The 15,742-nt window shown below is 45.3% G+C and carries 21 protein-coding genes; all 21 read left to right on the top strand.

Translation table 11 applies throughout. The features are described from left to right. Positions 1-152 precede the first annotated feature (152 nt). Genes L1068_RS19905 through L1068_RS19805 form a run of 21 tightly spaced genes read left to right on the top strand, consistent with a single transcriptional unit; the run spans position 153 to position 15,656 of the window. Positions 153-656, top strand: coding sequence for a DUF1441 family protein (locus tag L1068_RS19905; protein ID WP_237131627.1), 504 nt, complete (start codon positions 153-155; stop codon positions 654-656). Then, on the top strand, positions 646-2,715 hold the full coding sequence (locus L1068_RS19900) for a terminase gpA endonuclease subunit (protein WP_237131626.1): 2,070 nt from the start codon (positions 646-648) through the stop codon (positions 2,713-2,715). The genes L1068_RS19905 and L1068_RS19900 overlap by 11 nt, the downstream gene beginning before the upstream one ends. 10 nt (positions 2,716-2,725) lie before the next feature. Further along, a complete protein-coding gene (locus L1068_RS19895; protein ID WP_237131625.1) occupies positions 2,726-2,938 on the top strand; it encodes a hypothetical protein in 213 nt (70 codons plus the stop codon). Then, on the top strand, positions 2,938-4,422 hold the full coding sequence (locus L1068_RS19890; protein ID WP_237131624.1) for a phage portal protein: 1,485 nt from the start codon (positions 2,938-2,940) through the stop codon (positions 4,420-4,422). The genes L1068_RS19895 and L1068_RS19890 overlap by 1 nt, the downstream gene beginning before the upstream one ends. After that, a complete protein-coding gene (locus tag L1068_RS19885; RefSeq protein WP_237131623.1) occupies positions 4,419-5,768 on the top strand; it encodes a S49 family peptidase in 1,350 nt (449 codons plus the stop codon). Before L1068_RS19890 ends, L1068_RS19885 begins: the two co-directional genes overlap by 4 nt. Before the next feature lie 11 nt (positions 5,769-5,779). Further along, positions 5,780-6,139 carry a head decoration protein gene (locus tag L1068_RS19880; protein ID WP_237131622.1) on the top strand — a complete coding sequence of 120 codons (360 nt, stop codon included), beginning with the start codon at positions 5,780-5,782 and terminating at the stop codon, positions 6,137-6,139. A gap of 42 nt (positions 6,140-6,181) precedes the next feature. After that, a complete protein-coding gene (locus L1068_RS19875) occupies positions 6,182-7,192 on the top strand; it encodes a major capsid protein (protein WP_237131621.1) in 1,011 nt (336 codons plus the stop codon). Beyond that, positions 7,192-7,554 (top strand): hypothetical protein, encoded by a 363-nt coding sequence (locus L1068_RS19870; protein ID WP_237131620.1) that lies wholly within the window; start codon positions 7,192-7,194, stop codon positions 7,552-7,554. Before L1068_RS19875 ends, L1068_RS19870 begins: the two co-directional genes overlap by 1 nt. Next, the gene (locus L1068_RS19865) at positions 7,538-8,098 is read left to right on the top strand and encodes a hypothetical protein (protein WP_237131619.1); all 561 of its coding nucleotides are present in this window, start codon (positions 7,538-7,540) and stop codon (positions 8,096-8,098) included. The genes L1068_RS19870 and L1068_RS19865 overlap by 17 nt, the downstream gene beginning before the upstream one ends. Continuing rightward, a complete protein-coding gene (locus L1068_RS19860) occupies positions 8,079-8,633 on the top strand; it encodes a hypothetical protein (RefSeq protein WP_237131618.1) in 555 nt (184 codons plus the stop codon). Before L1068_RS19865 ends, L1068_RS19860 begins: the two co-directional genes overlap by 20 nt. After that, positions 8,575-9,285 carry a phage baseplate assembly protein V gene (locus L1068_RS19855; protein WP_237131617.1) on the top strand — a complete coding sequence of 237 codons (711 nt, stop codon included), beginning with the start codon at positions 8,575-8,577 and terminating at the stop codon, positions 9,283-9,285. Before L1068_RS19860 ends, L1068_RS19855 begins: the two co-directional genes overlap by 59 nt. Further along, on the top strand, positions 9,285-9,623 hold the full coding sequence (locus tag L1068_RS19850) for a hypothetical protein (protein ID WP_237131616.1): 339 nt from the start codon (positions 9,285-9,287) through the stop codon (positions 9,621-9,623). The genes L1068_RS19855 and L1068_RS19850 overlap by 1 nt, the downstream gene beginning before the upstream one ends. Beyond that, positions 9,601-10,587, top strand: coding sequence for a baseplate J/gp47 family protein (locus tag L1068_RS19845; RefSeq protein WP_237131615.1), 987 nt, complete (start codon positions 9,601-9,603; stop codon positions 10,585-10,587). The genes L1068_RS19850 and L1068_RS19845 overlap by 23 nt, the downstream gene beginning before the upstream one ends. A gap of 12 nt (positions 10,588-10,599) precedes the next feature. After that, positions 10,600-11,130: a phage tail protein I gene (locus L1068_RS19840; RefSeq protein ID WP_237131614.1), complete on the top strand. Its 531-nt coding sequence runs from the start codon at positions 10,600-10,602 to the stop codon at positions 11,128-11,130. Positions 11,131-11,132: 2 nt separating this feature from the next. Further along, positions 11,133-12,359 carry a phage tail protein gene (locus tag L1068_RS19835; RefSeq protein WP_237131613.1) on the top strand — a complete coding sequence of 409 codons (1,227 nt, stop codon included), beginning with the start codon at positions 11,133-11,135 and terminating at the stop codon, positions 12,357-12,359. Next, positions 12,356-12,853: a hypothetical protein gene (locus L1068_RS19830; RefSeq protein WP_237131612.1), complete on the top strand. Its 498-nt coding sequence runs from the start codon at positions 12,356-12,358 to the stop codon at positions 12,851-12,853. The genes L1068_RS19835 and L1068_RS19830 overlap by 4 nt, the downstream gene beginning before the upstream one ends. Beyond that, on the top strand, positions 12,853-13,362 hold the full coding sequence (locus tag L1068_RS19825) for a hypothetical protein (RefSeq protein WP_237131611.1): 510 nt from the start codon (positions 12,853-12,855) through the stop codon (positions 13,360-13,362). The genes L1068_RS19830 and L1068_RS19825 overlap by 1 nt, the downstream gene beginning before the upstream one ends. Positions 13,363-13,365: 3 nt before the next feature. Further along, on the top strand, positions 13,366-13,728 hold the full coding sequence (locus L1068_RS19820) for a DUF1353 domain-containing protein (RefSeq protein WP_237131610.1): 363 nt from the start codon (positions 13,366-13,368) through the stop codon (positions 13,726-13,728). A gap of 57 nt (positions 13,729-13,785) precedes the next feature. Next, complete coding sequence (locus L1068_RS19815; RefSeq protein WP_237131609.1) at positions 13,786-13,974, top strand: hypothetical protein; 189 nt, start codon at positions 13,786-13,788, stop codon at positions 13,972-13,974. Further along, on the top strand, positions 13,974-15,146 hold the full coding sequence (locus L1068_RS19810; protein WP_237131608.1) for a hypothetical protein: 1,173 nt from the start codon (positions 13,974-13,976) through the stop codon (positions 15,144-15,146). Before L1068_RS19815 ends, L1068_RS19810 begins: the two co-directional genes overlap by 1 nt. 9 nt (positions 15,147-15,155) lie before the next feature. Continuing rightward, complete coding sequence (locus L1068_RS19805) at positions 15,156-15,656, top strand: phage major tail tube protein (RefSeq protein WP_237131607.1); 501 nt, start codon at positions 15,156-15,158, stop codon at positions 15,654-15,656. The last annotated feature ends 86 nt before the right edge of the window (positions 15,657-15,742 follow it).

Genomic DNA, 15,742 nt, shown 5'->3' with positions numbered 1-15,742 from the left:
GATATTTTACTTTCGCCCTGTGTGGCTCCGCCCTTTGTCGGTAAAACATGGGCCGATCTTGCGGCTGACAATGCTGTGTTGTTGGGTGTCATTGAGCGCTGTGATCTGCGCTTTAAAGAAGTGCGGCAATACATTAAAAACAGCCAGTCATTATGAGCGTAAGCAGCATTGATGACGCCTATTTGATGAATATATCGTCGTTGTCACGTGCCTTTGACTTGCACCGGGACACGGTTAGAAAACGGTTAAATGCCGCCCGCGTAAAACCTATTAAGAAAATAAAGAGCACTGATGTGTATGCTTTGGCTGATGTAGGCCCTGCATTATTTGGTCAAGAGGCGAAAGCCGAACAAGACGATATACATGATCCATCAAAAATGGCCCCAAAAGACCGCAAAGATTTCTTTCAATCGGAGCGTGAACGCTTAAAGTTTGAAACGGAAATCGGTGAGCTTATTCCCGAACCGCATTACCAACTTGATTTGTCAGAAACGCTTAAAAAGGTGGTGAGCTTTTTTGAGTCGATGCCCGATAAAATGGAACGTAAGCGTGTGTTTAAACCCGAACAATTGGAGCAGCTTGAAACAATGAGTGATGAATTTCGCAATGAGCTGTACCTACAGTTATTAGAGATAAATACCGACGATGTTGGCTAGCTATGCAGCGCCCGGCAAAACCCGCCGCCAAGTTGCAAGCTTAGTTAAAGCGCCAAATCGTGCCCCTGTATCACAAAGCGCAAAACAGTTATTACATGTAGAGCAAAACGGCTCGATGGTGAAATGGGACCCGGAGCTGGTTCCTTACATGTTTGAACCAATGGACTGTTTGAAGTCGCGGCAATACGATGCGGTGATTTTCGCAGGCCCTGCCCGAACCGCAAAAACGGTGAGCCTCATTGATGGGTGGGTGTGTGACACTATCGTCAATAACCCGGCTGATTTTTTACTGGTTCAAATATCACAAGAAAAAGCGGCGGAGTTCTCTAAAAAGCGCTTAGGTCGCGCATTTAATGCCAGTGCTGAAATTCGCGCTGCAATGTCACCCCGCGCCCATGATAACAATGTGCATGACAAGGTATTCAAGGCGGGTAACTTTTTAAAATTAGGCTGGCCGTCTAAAAATATTTTTGCGTCATCCGACTGGAAGTATGTAGCGATTACGGACTATGACCGCATACCGTTAAACATTGACGGTGAAGGGAGTGCGTTCTACCTAGCTGGCAAGCGAACGCAGCAGTTTATGTCATCAGGCATGGTGATGGCTGAGAGTTCACCGGGCTTTTTAATTACCGATCCTAATTATCGTGTAAAGAACGCCCACGAAGCGCCCCCAACAAACGGTATTTTGTCGCTTTTCAACCAAGGCGATAGACGCCTGTTTTATTGGCAATGCCCTGATTGTGGTGAGCATTTCGAGCCTGATTTTGATTTGCTTGAATGGGATAAGCACGAAGCCGATCCCACACGCGCATCAAAAGAGGTGCTAATGGTGTGCCCGCACTGCGGCACGCTTCACAATGAGTACAGCCGACAATCGTGTGGTCGCGCATTTAAAGTGGCAGCGAATAACAGTGGTATCTGGTTGCCTGATGGCATGACCATTGACCAAAACCGAGTCATTAGCGGTGAGCGCCGTGAAACTCGTATTGCATCATTTTGGCAAAAAGGCCCTACAGCGGCGTTTCAAACATGGAATCAGCTTGTTTATAAGTACCTTGCTGCGCTTATCGAGTATGAAAAAACGGGCAGTTATTATGATTTACAAACTACGGTCAATACCGACCAAGGCAAAGCCTTTACACCGCCGCGTCAGTCTGACAGAGACACAAGCGAATTGATGGCAAGGCAAGCCGAGTTAGGCGTTAAAGTTGTGCCTGATTGGGCGCGTTTCTTAACAGCGCAAGTCGATGTGCAAGCGGGTGCAAAAACCGCGCGCTTTGATGTGATGGTGCTTGCGTGGGGGAAAGACTTAGAACACCAAGTTATTGACCGCTACAAAATCGAAAAGTCAGATCGGGTGCATCCCGATGATGCTGCTAAATTTGTGCGCATTAACCCCGCTACACATTTAGAAGATTGGGAAAAATTAACCGATCGCGTTATCAATGGTTCGTATGAGCTGGATGATAGCACAGGTCGCAAAATGCCAATTTTAATCACTGCGTGTGACTCCGGTGGTGAAGATGGCGTGACCGATAATGCGTATGAGTATTATCGCCAACTTAAGCGACAAGGGTTAGCAAGTAAATTTATGCTGGTAAAAGGGCGTGCTACAGGTGCGGCCATACATGAATCTTACCCTGATAACACCAAGCGAAAAGATAGGAAAGCCCGCGCCTATGGCGATGTGCCCGTGTATTTACTCAATACCAATCGCTTAAAAGATATTGTCGATAACTGCCTGCAGCGTGATGAACCTGGTCGGCGTTATTGCCATTTGCCAAATTGGTTGCCGCAGTCATTCTTTGATGAATTGGCCGCAGAGGAACGCGACGAGTCGGGTAAGTGGGTAAAACTATCTAAACGCGCCCCCAATGAAACATTTGATTTGTTTGTTTACGGGTGGGCCTGTATTTACAAGAAAAAAGCCGAAACGATTGATTGGGATAATCCGCCACCGTATGCGCGGCCAATTAGCGAAAACAGCAATTTAATAACTGGCTCGGGTGATACCGTGTCACTGCCACCACGCCGCCGACGGCGAACAAGTTTTTAAAAGGTGAAATATGGCTGTATCAAAAGCAGATATTGATGAGCTTGATTTAGCCATCGCAAGCGGTGAATTAACCGTGAAAATTAACGGTCGCGAAATTACTTATCGTTCAATTGGTGAGTTAATCAAAGCGCGTCGTCATATTGCGAGTGTGATAGCTAAGCAAGGTGGTATACGGAAAAACCCATTAAGCGGTATTAATCCGATGACTGATAGGGGGCTTTAATGAGTCTTATCATTAACCCTAGAACGAACGCCCCGTTTAAAGCACAAGCGTATGAAGCGGCAACCCGAGGCCCGCGCGCACAAAATTGGCACGCGCCCGCAGTCGGTCCGGTTCGCTCTATTGCTGATGCGGGTGTCACGCTTAGAAACCGAACGCGGCAAGGTTATCGTAACAGTCTGTTGCTGCGCTCGGGTATCAATAAAAACACCACGAATGAGGTGGGGAAAGGCTTTACACTGATTTCGCAGAGTTTAGATGATGATTTTAGAGAATCCGTTAATAAGCTTTGGAAAATCACTGTTAATCAGCTTGATCCGTGGGGTGACTTAAATTTTGGTGGCTTAATTAAACTCGGCGTACTATCGCGCCGCATGAGTGGTGAAGTGTTCGTGCGACGTTTGCACTGTCGTCTTGATTCGGGCTTAACCGTACCGATGCAAGTTGAATTGCTTGAATCGGATTTTTGTCCTGTAGAGCTGAATAAAAAGCTGGCTAAAAACCGCCGCATTATTCAAGGTGTTGAATTTTATAAACGAAAAAAAGTCGCGTATTGGTTTTACAAATACCATCCCGAGGACGGTATTGAAAATGTGAGCTTGCGTGATTTAGAGCGTGTACCCGCACGTGATGTTATTCATCATTATATGCCTACTCGCCCCGGTCAAGTGCGCGCTGAACCCGAAACAGCCGCAGCACTATTAAAAGACCGTACATTCCACGAATATGACGATCAAGAGTTGGTGCGCAAAAAGAATCGCTCGACGTTTACTGGCTTTTTATCAAGAGAAAGTAACGGCGATGAGGATTTCGAGTTTGATCCTCTGACGGGACAGCCTTATTACCCTGACACTGAGGTTGCAGAATCAACGACGTCTGTGCGCGCGGGGATGATATTGCGAGGCGTACCGGGTGAAAAGCTGGACCTCTTTAACGGCGATGATACAGGTCAAGGCTACGCTGATTATATGAAATGGCAGTCCTTGTTGTTATCCGCTGGCTTAGAAGTGCCTTATCCGGTATTGACGGGCGATTGGTCTGGTTTAAATGACCGCCTAGTACGTGCTTTTTTAAATGAGTACCGTCGCGGCATTTCGTTTGATCAAGAAAACCTTTCTGGCTGGCAATTATGCTTTGGTATTTGGCGCTGGTTTATTGAAACCATTGTCACGACAAACCAAGTGAGCGCCCCTGATTTTGCAACTTCACCGTGGCCGTATTATGTCGTGGATATTCGCCCTGATGCATGGCGTCATTTGCACCCTGAGCAAGACATAAACGCCCGCAATAAAGCGGTGAGTTCAAATGTGTCAAACATTGAACGGGAAAGTGCAGAATATGGCACAGACTTAGAAAACAACATGCGAGTGAACGCCAAAGCGCTAAAACGATGGCTAGACATGTGTAAAGAACAAGGCATTGAAAGCCCGCCAGATTTAGGCGGGCTTTTTTGTGCGCCCTCAGAAAAAAGCGAGAGTGAAACGTGAGTAAGAAGAAATTAGCACTTAGTTATTTAATGCGGCAAATGTGGGCGCTTGATGGCAGCTTGCTGTCAGTGATGGCCGAAATCGCCAGTCGCAATGATGACGACATTGATTTATCTGAACTCAGTGTGTTCTCACCAAAAGCACTTGAGGGTAAAACCGGACGGACGCTGTCACCGCGTATGGAATTACGTGAGGGCGGCGTCGCAGTGATACACCTAACGGGTGTGATTAGTCGATACGCAGGCATGTTTGATGATGTATGCGGCGGCATATCAACAGAAGCACTTGCCAAAGACTTTTCACACGCAATGTCGGATCACGCTGTTACTAGTGTGATTTTAAATTGTGATGGTCCCGGCGGCGATGCAAACGGCATCCACGAATTTGCAGAAATGATTTACCAAGAAAGAGGCAACAAGCCGATTAAAGCGTATGTCGGCGGTACGTGTGCCTCTGCGCTTTATTGGATAGCCAGTGCCTGTGATGAAGTAGTCATTGATGCAACCGCAAGGCTTGGCTCTATCGGTGTTGTGTTGACGCTTGAACGCATCAAAGAAAGTGCTGAAAGCGACGTTGAACGTCTTGAAATAGTATCAAGCCAATCACCAGACAAACGCCTTGATCCATTTTCTGAGAAAGGCCAAGCCGCGTATCAAGCGCAAGTCGATACCTTAGCCGATATTTTCATTGATCGAGTAGCCCGCAACATGGATTTGTCTCGCGATGTGGTGCTAAGCGACTTTGGTGGCGGTGCAACATTAATCGGTCAAATGGCTGTCGATAAAGGCATGGCGCATCGCCTTGGCTCACTCGAAGCTGTGATCTGTGAACTTAAAAACGGGAGTAAATCCAATATGCCAAAAGAAAACACAGCAGCGTCAAGCACTGCTTTAACGCTACCAGATACAGCCACATTAAGCGCGAGTGACTTAGTGGCGGCATTAACAGCACAACGCCCTGATGCAATCGAAGCAATTAAAGGCCCTGCAGAAGAAATGGCATTAAACGATGCAGCAGGTATCGCCAAACTCTGTGCTGATAATGGTGTGCCTGAGTTATCGGCAACACTACTTGTTGATGGTATGACCAAAGCAGCCGCCGAAAACCAAATTACCCAAGCGAAAGGCTTAAAAGATACCTTGGCCGCAGCAGGTTTGTCGGGTAGCTACAGCGCCTTATCGGGTTCGCTTGCTGATCCGGTTGCCCTTGTTGGTAAAGCCATTCACGAAGCGAAAGCCGCTGCAGATGAAAACAGCGATCAAACGCGACAAATCGTGGATGACAACGAGCCAAAAGAGCAATCGCTTTGTTCAAAGGCGATTTACGAAAAACGTAACAAAAAATAGGAAAGTAAACCATGCAATCAGAAACAGCACATATGCTACCGCGTGCAAGCGCACATGTAATGAATGATTTGCCGCAAGTGTCAAAAGATGAAGTCACTATCTCTGAGGGCGTGCTTGCCTCGGGCACGGTGCTTGGTGAAAAACCCGATGGAACACACGTGCAACTTGTGCCGGGCACAGGTGAAGCTAATGCCGCCGTGGGTATTTTATACGGCCATGCTGATGCATCAGCAGGTCCTGTAAAAGCACAAGCCCACGCACGTGTCGCTGCATTTTATGCCGACCGCATCACATGGCCTGACGGCATCACAGCCGAGCAAAAAGAAACGGCAATTGCTGAACTTGCCGCATTAAACCTGATCTTGCGCTAAGCGCACGATTAAACCGTAATTTAGTGTAAGAGAATAATAACGATGGAATTACAAGCTGCTTTACAGTCGGGCAAGTTCAAAGTTAAAACGTTAACTGCTTCGATTAACAATGTTGAAACCCCTAAAACCCGCCTTGCTGAACTGGGTATTTTTGAAGAAAAAGGCATCCGCACGACGTCGGTTGAGATTGAATTCAAAGACGGTCAAATTATGATAGTGCCAGAAAAAGAGCGTGGCGCAGATGGCACAGATACCAACGATAGAACGCGCAAAACAGTGACTATCAAAGCAACGCATTTGCCGCTTACGGGGCAAATTATGGCAGATGATGTGCTTAATCTCCGCGCTTTTGCTTCTGAAAATGAACTTGAAGAACTGCAAACGCTGATTGATGAAAAGCAAGAAGATCACAAAATGAGTTTGGATGCGACCATCGAGTTTCACCGCATGGGGGCGCTGCTGGGTAAAGTCAAAGGTGCAAACGGCGGTGTTATTCTCGATTTGTTTAGTGCCTTTGGTATTAAAGAAGCTGACGGTAAAGACACTGTTGATTTTAACAAGCCCCTTAAAACGCAGTTGCTTGGTGTTAAGCGCAATTCCGAAAAGCATCAAAAAGGCATTAAAGGCAAAGTCTACCGCGGTTTATGTAAGCCTGATTACTTTGACCAAATGCTTGAAGACCCTGAATTTGTAAAGGCGTTTGACCGTTACCAAAACGGTGCAGTGCTACGTGATGATGTGCGTTCGGGTGTGTATTATCAAGGCGTATATTGGGAAGAATACAACCCGGAAGTGGTTGAGGGGAAAGATTTCCTTGATGGCAATGACGCCATTGTTTTCCCGGTAGATAAACCGAAAATGTTCTTAACGCGCTTTGCACCTGCGAACTACAACGAGACAGCTGGCACGACTGGCTTACCGTTCTATGGTAACTCGGAGCCGCTTCCGATGGATAAAGGCATTAAACTTGAAAGCCAATCTAACCCGATTAATGTGTGTACGAGTCCACTTGCAGTACGTCGCATTAAAATGACAGCAAAAACGACTAACTAATGTCTAGCCCTTTTGCTAAAGCAACCCGGCGTATCATGCGCCGGGTTGCTGATGAGTCGGTGTTAATTGATGATGACTTAAACGAACACGCAGCCCGCGTGATATTAGATGATCCTGAGTCGCTTATTGCGTTTCAAGCGAAAGGCGGGACTATTGATAGTCATGCAACAAATAAAGCGCACTTAGCGACTATTCAAAGCGCGGTTGTGCCGCACAAAGAATGGCAGCTTAAGCACCAAGGCACGCTCTATCGGTTATCAGAAAAGCCTTTAGACGATGGTGAGGGGCTTTATTACTGCCAAGTCGCACCCGTGACAAACAAATCAACCAAAAGCGCCAGTCAGTATGGGAAATTCGGTTAACCTCACGTTTGATTTAGGTGATATGCCGCAAGGCTTTGAACAGCAGCTTGCAACGCATAAAGCTAAAGTGCGTCGCGCTATTCGTCGCGCCATTACAAAAACAGGTCGATGGCTTAATGTGCAAGCTAAACGTCGCACATCAAGCGCTTTGAACATTGCACAGAAACCATTACGTAATCGCTTTAAACTGGAAGTAAAACACGACAAACACACGAATCAAGTCAATTTATGGATCGGACTACTCCCCATTGCCATAAGTCGTTTAGGTAATCCGCAACAAAAGAAACACGGCGTCATGGCAAAATCACATTTTGTACGTGGTGCTTTTATCGCCAATATTTATGACCGTGAATCAGTATGGCTTCGCCGCTCATCGAAACATAACCCGCACCAAAGTGGTGAGGGCCGCTTTCCGGTTGATGAGCAAAAAGTGGAAATTGCAGCAGATGCAGTTAATGAAATTCGACTGCTTGAACGTGAATTAAACAAGCGCTTTCAAGTAATCTTTAAGCAAGAGCTAAATTATGAGTTCAACGTTAAGTAGTTTGACGCCTTATTTTGAAGCAATGAAAGCCACATTACGTGAAAAGTTCATTGAACTTGGTATTGATTTTCCGACGATTGAGCTGCTCGATGATCAAGAGTTTGGTGAATTAGAAACGCCAGCGCTTTTAATCGCGGTTGATGAACTTGGCGAAAATAAAGCGCCCCCGAGCGATGGCTCATACCCCGAAACACTGAATATTGCGGTCCTGTGTATTTTATCGTCTGAGCCTGTTAATGATTCATCCCCTGCAATGGAGGTGATAAACCTCGCATCATTAGTTAAGCGCTTTGTTCGCCGTGAAAAATGGGGTTTACGCGACAAAGTATTTATGCCGAAAGAAATTGAGGCATTCCCCGCAGGCGGCAAGAAAGGCCCAAAAGGGTATCGCGTTTGGCAAGTAAATTTTTTACAAGAAATAAAACTTGGCGAACCGGCGATGAATGAAGAAGCGTTTATGTGTACGGGCGTCTATTTTGGCGTTAATCCAGAAAACGACGACGATTATCGTTATATCGGTGAAATCAATGAATGATGCGGCAATTGCGCATGTTTTGCGTGAGCTTGAAAGTGTAAAACGTCGTTTAGACAACATGATCGTACCGGGTAAAGTTGTAGCGCTCAGTGATGATAAAAAGCGCATCAAAGTTAAACACGGTTCATGCGAAACACCGTTTATTCGTTGGTTTGCTCCATCTGCAGGTGCGGTTATTGAGTATCGCGCACCAAGTGTCGGTGAGTCGGTTATCTTAATAAATCTAACAGGTGGTGATGACACCAGTTGTTATCAAGCGCTGTGCGGCCTTGAAAGTGATAGTTTTCAATTCCCAACAAACAACCCTGATGTGCATCGCCGTAAATATCCCGACGGGACCATCGTTGAATATGACCACAAAAACAGCGTGCTAAACATCGTAATGCAACAAGGGACGGCAAACATTACCGCGCCTGATGCCGTTACGATTGATACAAACGTGGTTACATGCACAAACAATTTAATTGTTGAGGGTGAAACAAACCTCATTGGCAATGTGGCATGTAATAGCAATGTGGACGTTGACGGAAATGTGGCTGCAGATGGTCAAGTCAGTGACGGTACATCAACCATGCAAGTCATGCGTGATAAATTCAACGTGCATGGCCACGGTAACAATGTAGCGCCTCCAAGCGCTAACAGGATGATTTGATGCTGAGTATAGATAGAACAACAGGCCGCACGATAAGTGGTTTTGACGTCTACGCACAGCGTGTTATCGAAGTGATGACAACGGGCGTTAATGAGCGAATTAAACGACGTAAAGTCGGTTCAAAAGTACCGTTTTTGACGGGCAAAACGCTGTCAGAAAATCACAAAATGCTGGCTCGGGCATGGGCCGCGAATGCGTATTACAACGACGCTAATCAAATTAAAGATGATGCTGATTTATTATCTATTGACGTACTCGTCAAAGAAAATGGCTTTCATCTTATCTTAGATTTTTTATATAACGGTGAGATAAAACGTGTTACTAGCCCAACAGAATAGACTGATTGAGCCAGATGTGGTTCAAACTGATGATTTTGAAACCGCACTGAGCGCGTTTAAATCAGAATTAGTTGCGTACATCGCAAAAGAAGATGAAGCGCAGGCACAAGAAGTAAGAAAGTCGCTCGATGTTGAATCTGATCTATTAGCAAAAGTCTGTGAAGCGTTTGTTTACATTCAGCAAAATCGCCAGCGCGAGATTAATTACGATGCACTTCAAATGTTCACGAATTGGGCAGAAGATTCTAATTTAGATGCTAAAGTGGCCGAATTAGGCTTGGTTCGACAAGTCATTCAAAAGGGTGATGAGAACGCATTCCCGCCAATTCCTGACATTAAAGAAAGTAATGAAGACTTACGTTTTCGCTTTTACCTAACATTGCTCGGTTTTTCAACGGCAGGTGCAGAGTACGCATATAAATACCACGGCATTAGCTTGGGCCAGCGTCCTGTTATCACAGTGCATAAAGAATCTGACAGCGTATTATTAGTGCGCTATGAATTCCCCAAAGACACGCCAGCTGCGCAAGTGAAAGATGTGTCAGTGCAAAGGCCAGCACCCGGTCAAGTATTGCTGACCTTTTTGTCGCATCAAAATAACGGTGTACCGACAGATGAATTGATGGCAATTGTTGATGAGTACTTTTCGCGCAATGATGTCGCTCCGGCAACGGACCACATTATCACGCAAAAAGCCACGCTTGTTGATTATCAAATCACTGCGACGCTCTACACAAATTCGGGCGCATCACCGAAAATCATTCATGATGATGCGTTAAATAAGCTAACTGAATACACAGAGCAGCAAAAACGCCTTGGCCTGACAATTGAGCCGACCTATGTCGGACATTTGCTACACGCTGCAGGCGCGGTTAAATATGATTTAACGCTGCCACGAATTACGTGCACACCAAATCAAGCCCCGAATTGCACTGCCATTAATTTAGCAATGGCGCTCATTTAACAGCGAGAAGCTATGAAAAAACATGTTTTACCTGTCAATGCGTCGCTGCTTGAACGGGGGCTTTATCATGCGTTTGAAAGCTTAGTTTATCGACACAAAAACCCGTACCCCGACTTACTAAATCCCGATACTTGCCCGGTTGATAAACTGGATTATTTAGCGCAAGAACGTCTTGTGCCAGATTGGGATTCAAACGCCAGCGAATTAGAAAAACGCGAAACGATAAAATCAGCAATGCGAATTAGTCGGTTGGCAGGAACGCGCGCAGCAATTCAGCAGGCGTTGTCACCGTTAGGCGGTACAGTAGCTATTAAAAAATGGTGGGAACATTCCGGTGCGCCATATCATCTTGATTTAGATATTACTGTTAACAGGCCCGTGAATGCGGAGTTAGAACGACGAATACGCGCCCGTTTATCGTTAGCAGTATCAGCGCGAGACACGTTCCAACTGTCAATTGGTGCGGTTGTTAGTAGCTCACAACACATAAGCGCAGCAACGCGCTCGACTTATATCACAACAATCACAACATTCTACGAGTAATTATGTCTGATTATTTTACAGTGCTGACGAATGCAGGCGCTGCAGCAATAGCGGCAACGCAACCGGGCGGCACACTTAACATTAGCCAAATGGCAATTGGCACAGGTGGCGCAAATTACAATCCGACTGTCGCTGCAATGAGAACGCAAACACAGCTCATTGATGAAGTTAAACGATACCCTATTGTTACGCTCGGGCCAGCCATTGAAGAAAACGCTTATTTTATCCAAGGGATTGTACCTATTCAGGATGGCGGCTGGACCATAAAAGAGGTTGGCTGGTTTTTAGATGACGGCACATTATTTGCGGTTTCGAAATATCCGCCAGTAGAAAAAACACTGCCCAATTCGGGCGCTGGCATTGAAATACCAATCAAAGCCACGTTTAAAATTACGTCAGATGTAAATTTAGCAATCGTTGTCGATAATAGCGCTGTATATGTCACCCGCGAGGAATTTTTAGCGCACAATCACGACGGACGTTACGCATTAAAAGAGCACGTTTTAACACCCGTACCAGTAAATGCAAAGTTTACAGATACTCACCGCGCTATCACTGACTCTTTAACTAGTACTAGTTCGTCAACATCGGCTAGCGCCAATGCGATGCGTATTACACACAGTGTTGCAAAATCAGCACAAGAAAAAGCGAACAGAGCGCTGCTTATTAATCCGGTGACTGATACAGGTGGTTCACTTCTTCAGCATACTAAAACGGGCATTTACCGAATATATAATGCAGAAACAGACCTACCGCCGGGCTACATAGCTAATGCGAGTGACTTTGTCGTTACTGTAAAAGGTTTGGACGGCATTCCTTCAACGTCAGTCGACCCCACGTATTGTAAAGTCACAGCGCAAGATGTGCGCTCAAGCGTGGAGTGGTTTAATACAAGAATTGCAGGTGTTTGGCAAGGTTGGGAAACAAACTCAGAACATCATGTTTTTTTGACGGATGGCGGTGAAATTACTCTGTTACCTGTGCGTAAAACGGTAGTAAATGCGTGGATTGGGAGTGGTACGATAAATATACCTTTGATGCCGAAAGGCTATGAAGTTGAAGTCGTTATACATCACAAAGGCTCAGGAATACGAATAAACACCGCTGTTGGCGTGTGGTTATACAAAGATAAGTACAACGGATTGTCAGACGTTGTACGTGAAAAGGGCACATTGATTTTTCAGTCATTGGGCGATCATTTTAGAGCAAGAGGTATAAAATCAAAATGAGTTTAGATTCATTGCTTAGTGGTGGTGGGCTATTTCAAGACTATGTAAATGGTTCATCAGCTATCATCAATCGTGCATCTATGGTCGTTCCGTTAAGTTCCAGTTCGAGTAATGTTGCAGTTCACTCGCGTAACACTAAATGCATATTGCAAAATCTCAGATTGTATCGCTCAGGTACGCTAACAACTAGAGAAGATGCAACCGGGAACACTGTCACATCAGGTGATATTGATGTTGATATTGAGTTGATTCTCGATGGTATTTCTTTTGTCGAAACGCTGAGAGTGAGCGCAACAACAAACAGTGGTCTAGGTCATTCTCCGTTTTACGATTTATTCATTGTGTCTGCTGCAAGTTATGGTGGTAAGTCACTATTCACTCGAATGCCTGTCGAACAAATGGCATCTGTGAAAATTAAGGCTGTAAGAAGCATCTACGCTGGTCACACACTTGTTTCTGGTGCTGTTAAAATCGAATTTATAGAGGTTTACTAATGGACATCAAATTTTTTGATCTAGACGGTAATGAAATCACTGAAAAGCTAGCGCCTTGCTACGTTGTTGAGCTTGACGAAGTAGGGAGTGAGGTATCTAGAAAGCTATTCAATCCAGAAACCGCACCCCAAGTGATGAAAGTGCCGCTTACAAACGTGAATGTATCAAGCGTTAATGCGACAAAACCAGATAAAATCTGGTGGATCCCCAAAGCAGAGCAATACACGCTCACGGGTAATTTACCGCTGCCCGATGGGGTGTTTATGTTCATGCTTGAAAAAGTCGTGAACGGTGAGCGTGTTGTGTCTGACGAGCGTGAGCTGGCGATTGTCAAAAATGGCGTCGTAACTGTAACGGGCGAGTTTGAGACAAAGGGTAACTTTATCATTTCCGCTGCGCGTTTAAATGAGGGCTTAGCAAGTATCGGAAAACCGATTGAGCTTGAATTTGAAGACATCGAGTTCGACGTTTATGGCGTTGTGCGCGAAGAACTAAAAACAATGGTGTAAGTTATGTCAAATATCAAAAGAGTGGTCGATGGTTTCTTTTGTGCTGACGGCCACTTTCATTTAACAAAAGAGCTTAAAACCAAGTTTGGTGTCGTTCCATTGCCGTTTGGTAGTGATGGTTTTACGATTCCGTGGTATTTGCGCTGGTTTCACAACCCTTTTGGCATCGGCTTGGTTGCGGCTATCTGGCATGACTACGCATTAAAAAAGAAGCTTAAAAAACCGCACGTTCAGTTTTTAGAATTACTACTCGACCACGCTGAAACAATCGAAAAAGCATGGTCGCGCAGGCTCTTTATTATCAAATCTTACATCATGTTTTTGTTTGTAGTGGTGTACGGGTTATTTCGAAAATTAATTAACTAAATTTAATTATTCACTAACAAAGGTCGCAATTGCGGCCTTTTTTTATGGGCTAAGAAAATGAAAGAAAAACAGGAAAAACCTGAGAAGCAGTACGAAGTACTGAAAGATTGGCCGATTTACGGCCAGTACCTTAAGAAAGGTAAAAAGTTAGAAATGCACCCAGCGAACGCGCAAACGTACATCGTACAAGGCGTTATTAAGCCAGTTGCACCAACTCCCAAAAAGCAACAAAAGGAAACTAACTAATGGCGCTAGTGACGAACTTTGCACACAACGGTATTACTAAAGAAATCAAACGCGCTCCAATGGCGCTTGGTCCACTTTCTGATCACATTGTTGCAGTCGTTGGTACTGCTCCGAATGCAGACGCAGCAGCATTCCCTCTTAATACGCCTGTACGTGTATCAACAGAAGAACTAACAGCTAAACTCGACACTACAGATTCGGGTGAGGGCTTTTTGGTGCATTTCTGCGATATGACACGCCAACAAGCAAACGTGCCGATTTACGTTATTCGTGTCGACGAGGGCGCTGATGAAGCTGCGACAATTGCCAATATCATTGGTGGTGTCGACGGTACAACAGGCCAGAAGAAAGGCATTAAAGCGATTTACAATTGTTTTGAGAAGCCGACCATCATTGCTGCACCAGGTTATTCAAAAGACATTGGTGTTGCGCAGGCACTTGGTGCGGTATCACTTGATATTAATTGCTTATTTACGGTTGATTTAGTTGGCGCGAAAGCGACTGATGTGGCGGCAAAGGGTGATGCACTTGGTAATGACGATACGGGCTTTGGTAACTGTGTTGCAATTGCACACACAGCAAAATACAACAACCACTATGGCGATTTAGTTATGCCGGGTTCGGTGGTTGCAACAGGCCGAATTGCTGCTGAAAAGCCGTGGATGGGTCCGGGCCACCGTGGTGTCGCGATTTCGGGTGTTGACGTGTATTTCGAGTACAACCCGCTATCAAATGCAACGGATGGCAGCCTGCTAAATAAACACGGAATTTGTTATTTCGGTAACACCTCAGCAGGTGGCTGGTCACTGATTGGCAACCGTACACTGACAGGCCGTTTTATTTCTCACGTTGGTCTTGAACACGCCCTTATTCGAAAGTTAACGCAGGCGCTTGAAAAAGGGTTAGGTCGCAACTTAACAAAAACATTCATGGAGCAAGAAGTCGGCAAAGTGAACAACTGGCTAGAATCACTGATTGCTGAAGAAGTGGTGATGCCGGGTTCAAGCTGTTATTTGCACCCTGAGAAAAACACGGTCGACAATTACAAGTCAGGCCGCTGGTTCATTGTTGTTGAGTATGGCGCGTATGGCGTGAACGAAAACACCGTAATTGAACTATATGAATCTGATGGCGTTGTAAAAGCGTTCTTAGAAAATGTACTGGCAGCGTAGGAGTAAATCATGAGCCAATCTTCAACAACACTTGGGATTGCGGCACACACAAACGGTGTGCCGCTTATTGGTAAGACCAAAGAATTTAAGCCACCGACAGTTGAAAAGGTGACTGAAGGTGTTAGCGGTGGTCGCGCTATTGAGGGTACTCGCACGAAAGGCTGGAAAATGAATCCTTGGTCGTTCCAGCAAGAGGGTATGACAGCCGAAATTGCGAACCAAATGGGTCTTGGCGCTGGTGATACGTATAGTTTGACGTTTAAAGAGTCAATTTTAGATTCAGACGGTAATAAAATCCCGTATGTCCACGAGATTACAGGCGAAATTACTAAGCGAGGCAAAGACAGCTCGAAAACGACTGATGAAGATGTGTGGTCGTTAGAGGGCTTTGCAAATACATACAAGCTAACAATCAACGGCACAGTGGTTGATGACATTAACATCAAAACACAAAAAGTCATTATTGGTGGTGTTGATCAGATGGCTGATCACCTAGCAAACATTCGTTAAGTTTTATTCTCCCCCGGGAATCAAAAGGCCGCGCTTTAGCGGCCTTTTTTATTGTGAGAATCGTTATGGAAAAATTAATTATTACA

Source organism: Pseudoalteromonas sp. MMG024 (assembly GCF_021654175.1).
Classification (GTDB): Bacteria; Pseudomonadota; Gammaproteobacteria; order Enterobacterales; family Alteromonadaceae; genus Pseudoalteromonas.
This window is presented reverse-complemented; position numbering and strand designations above follow the sequence as displayed.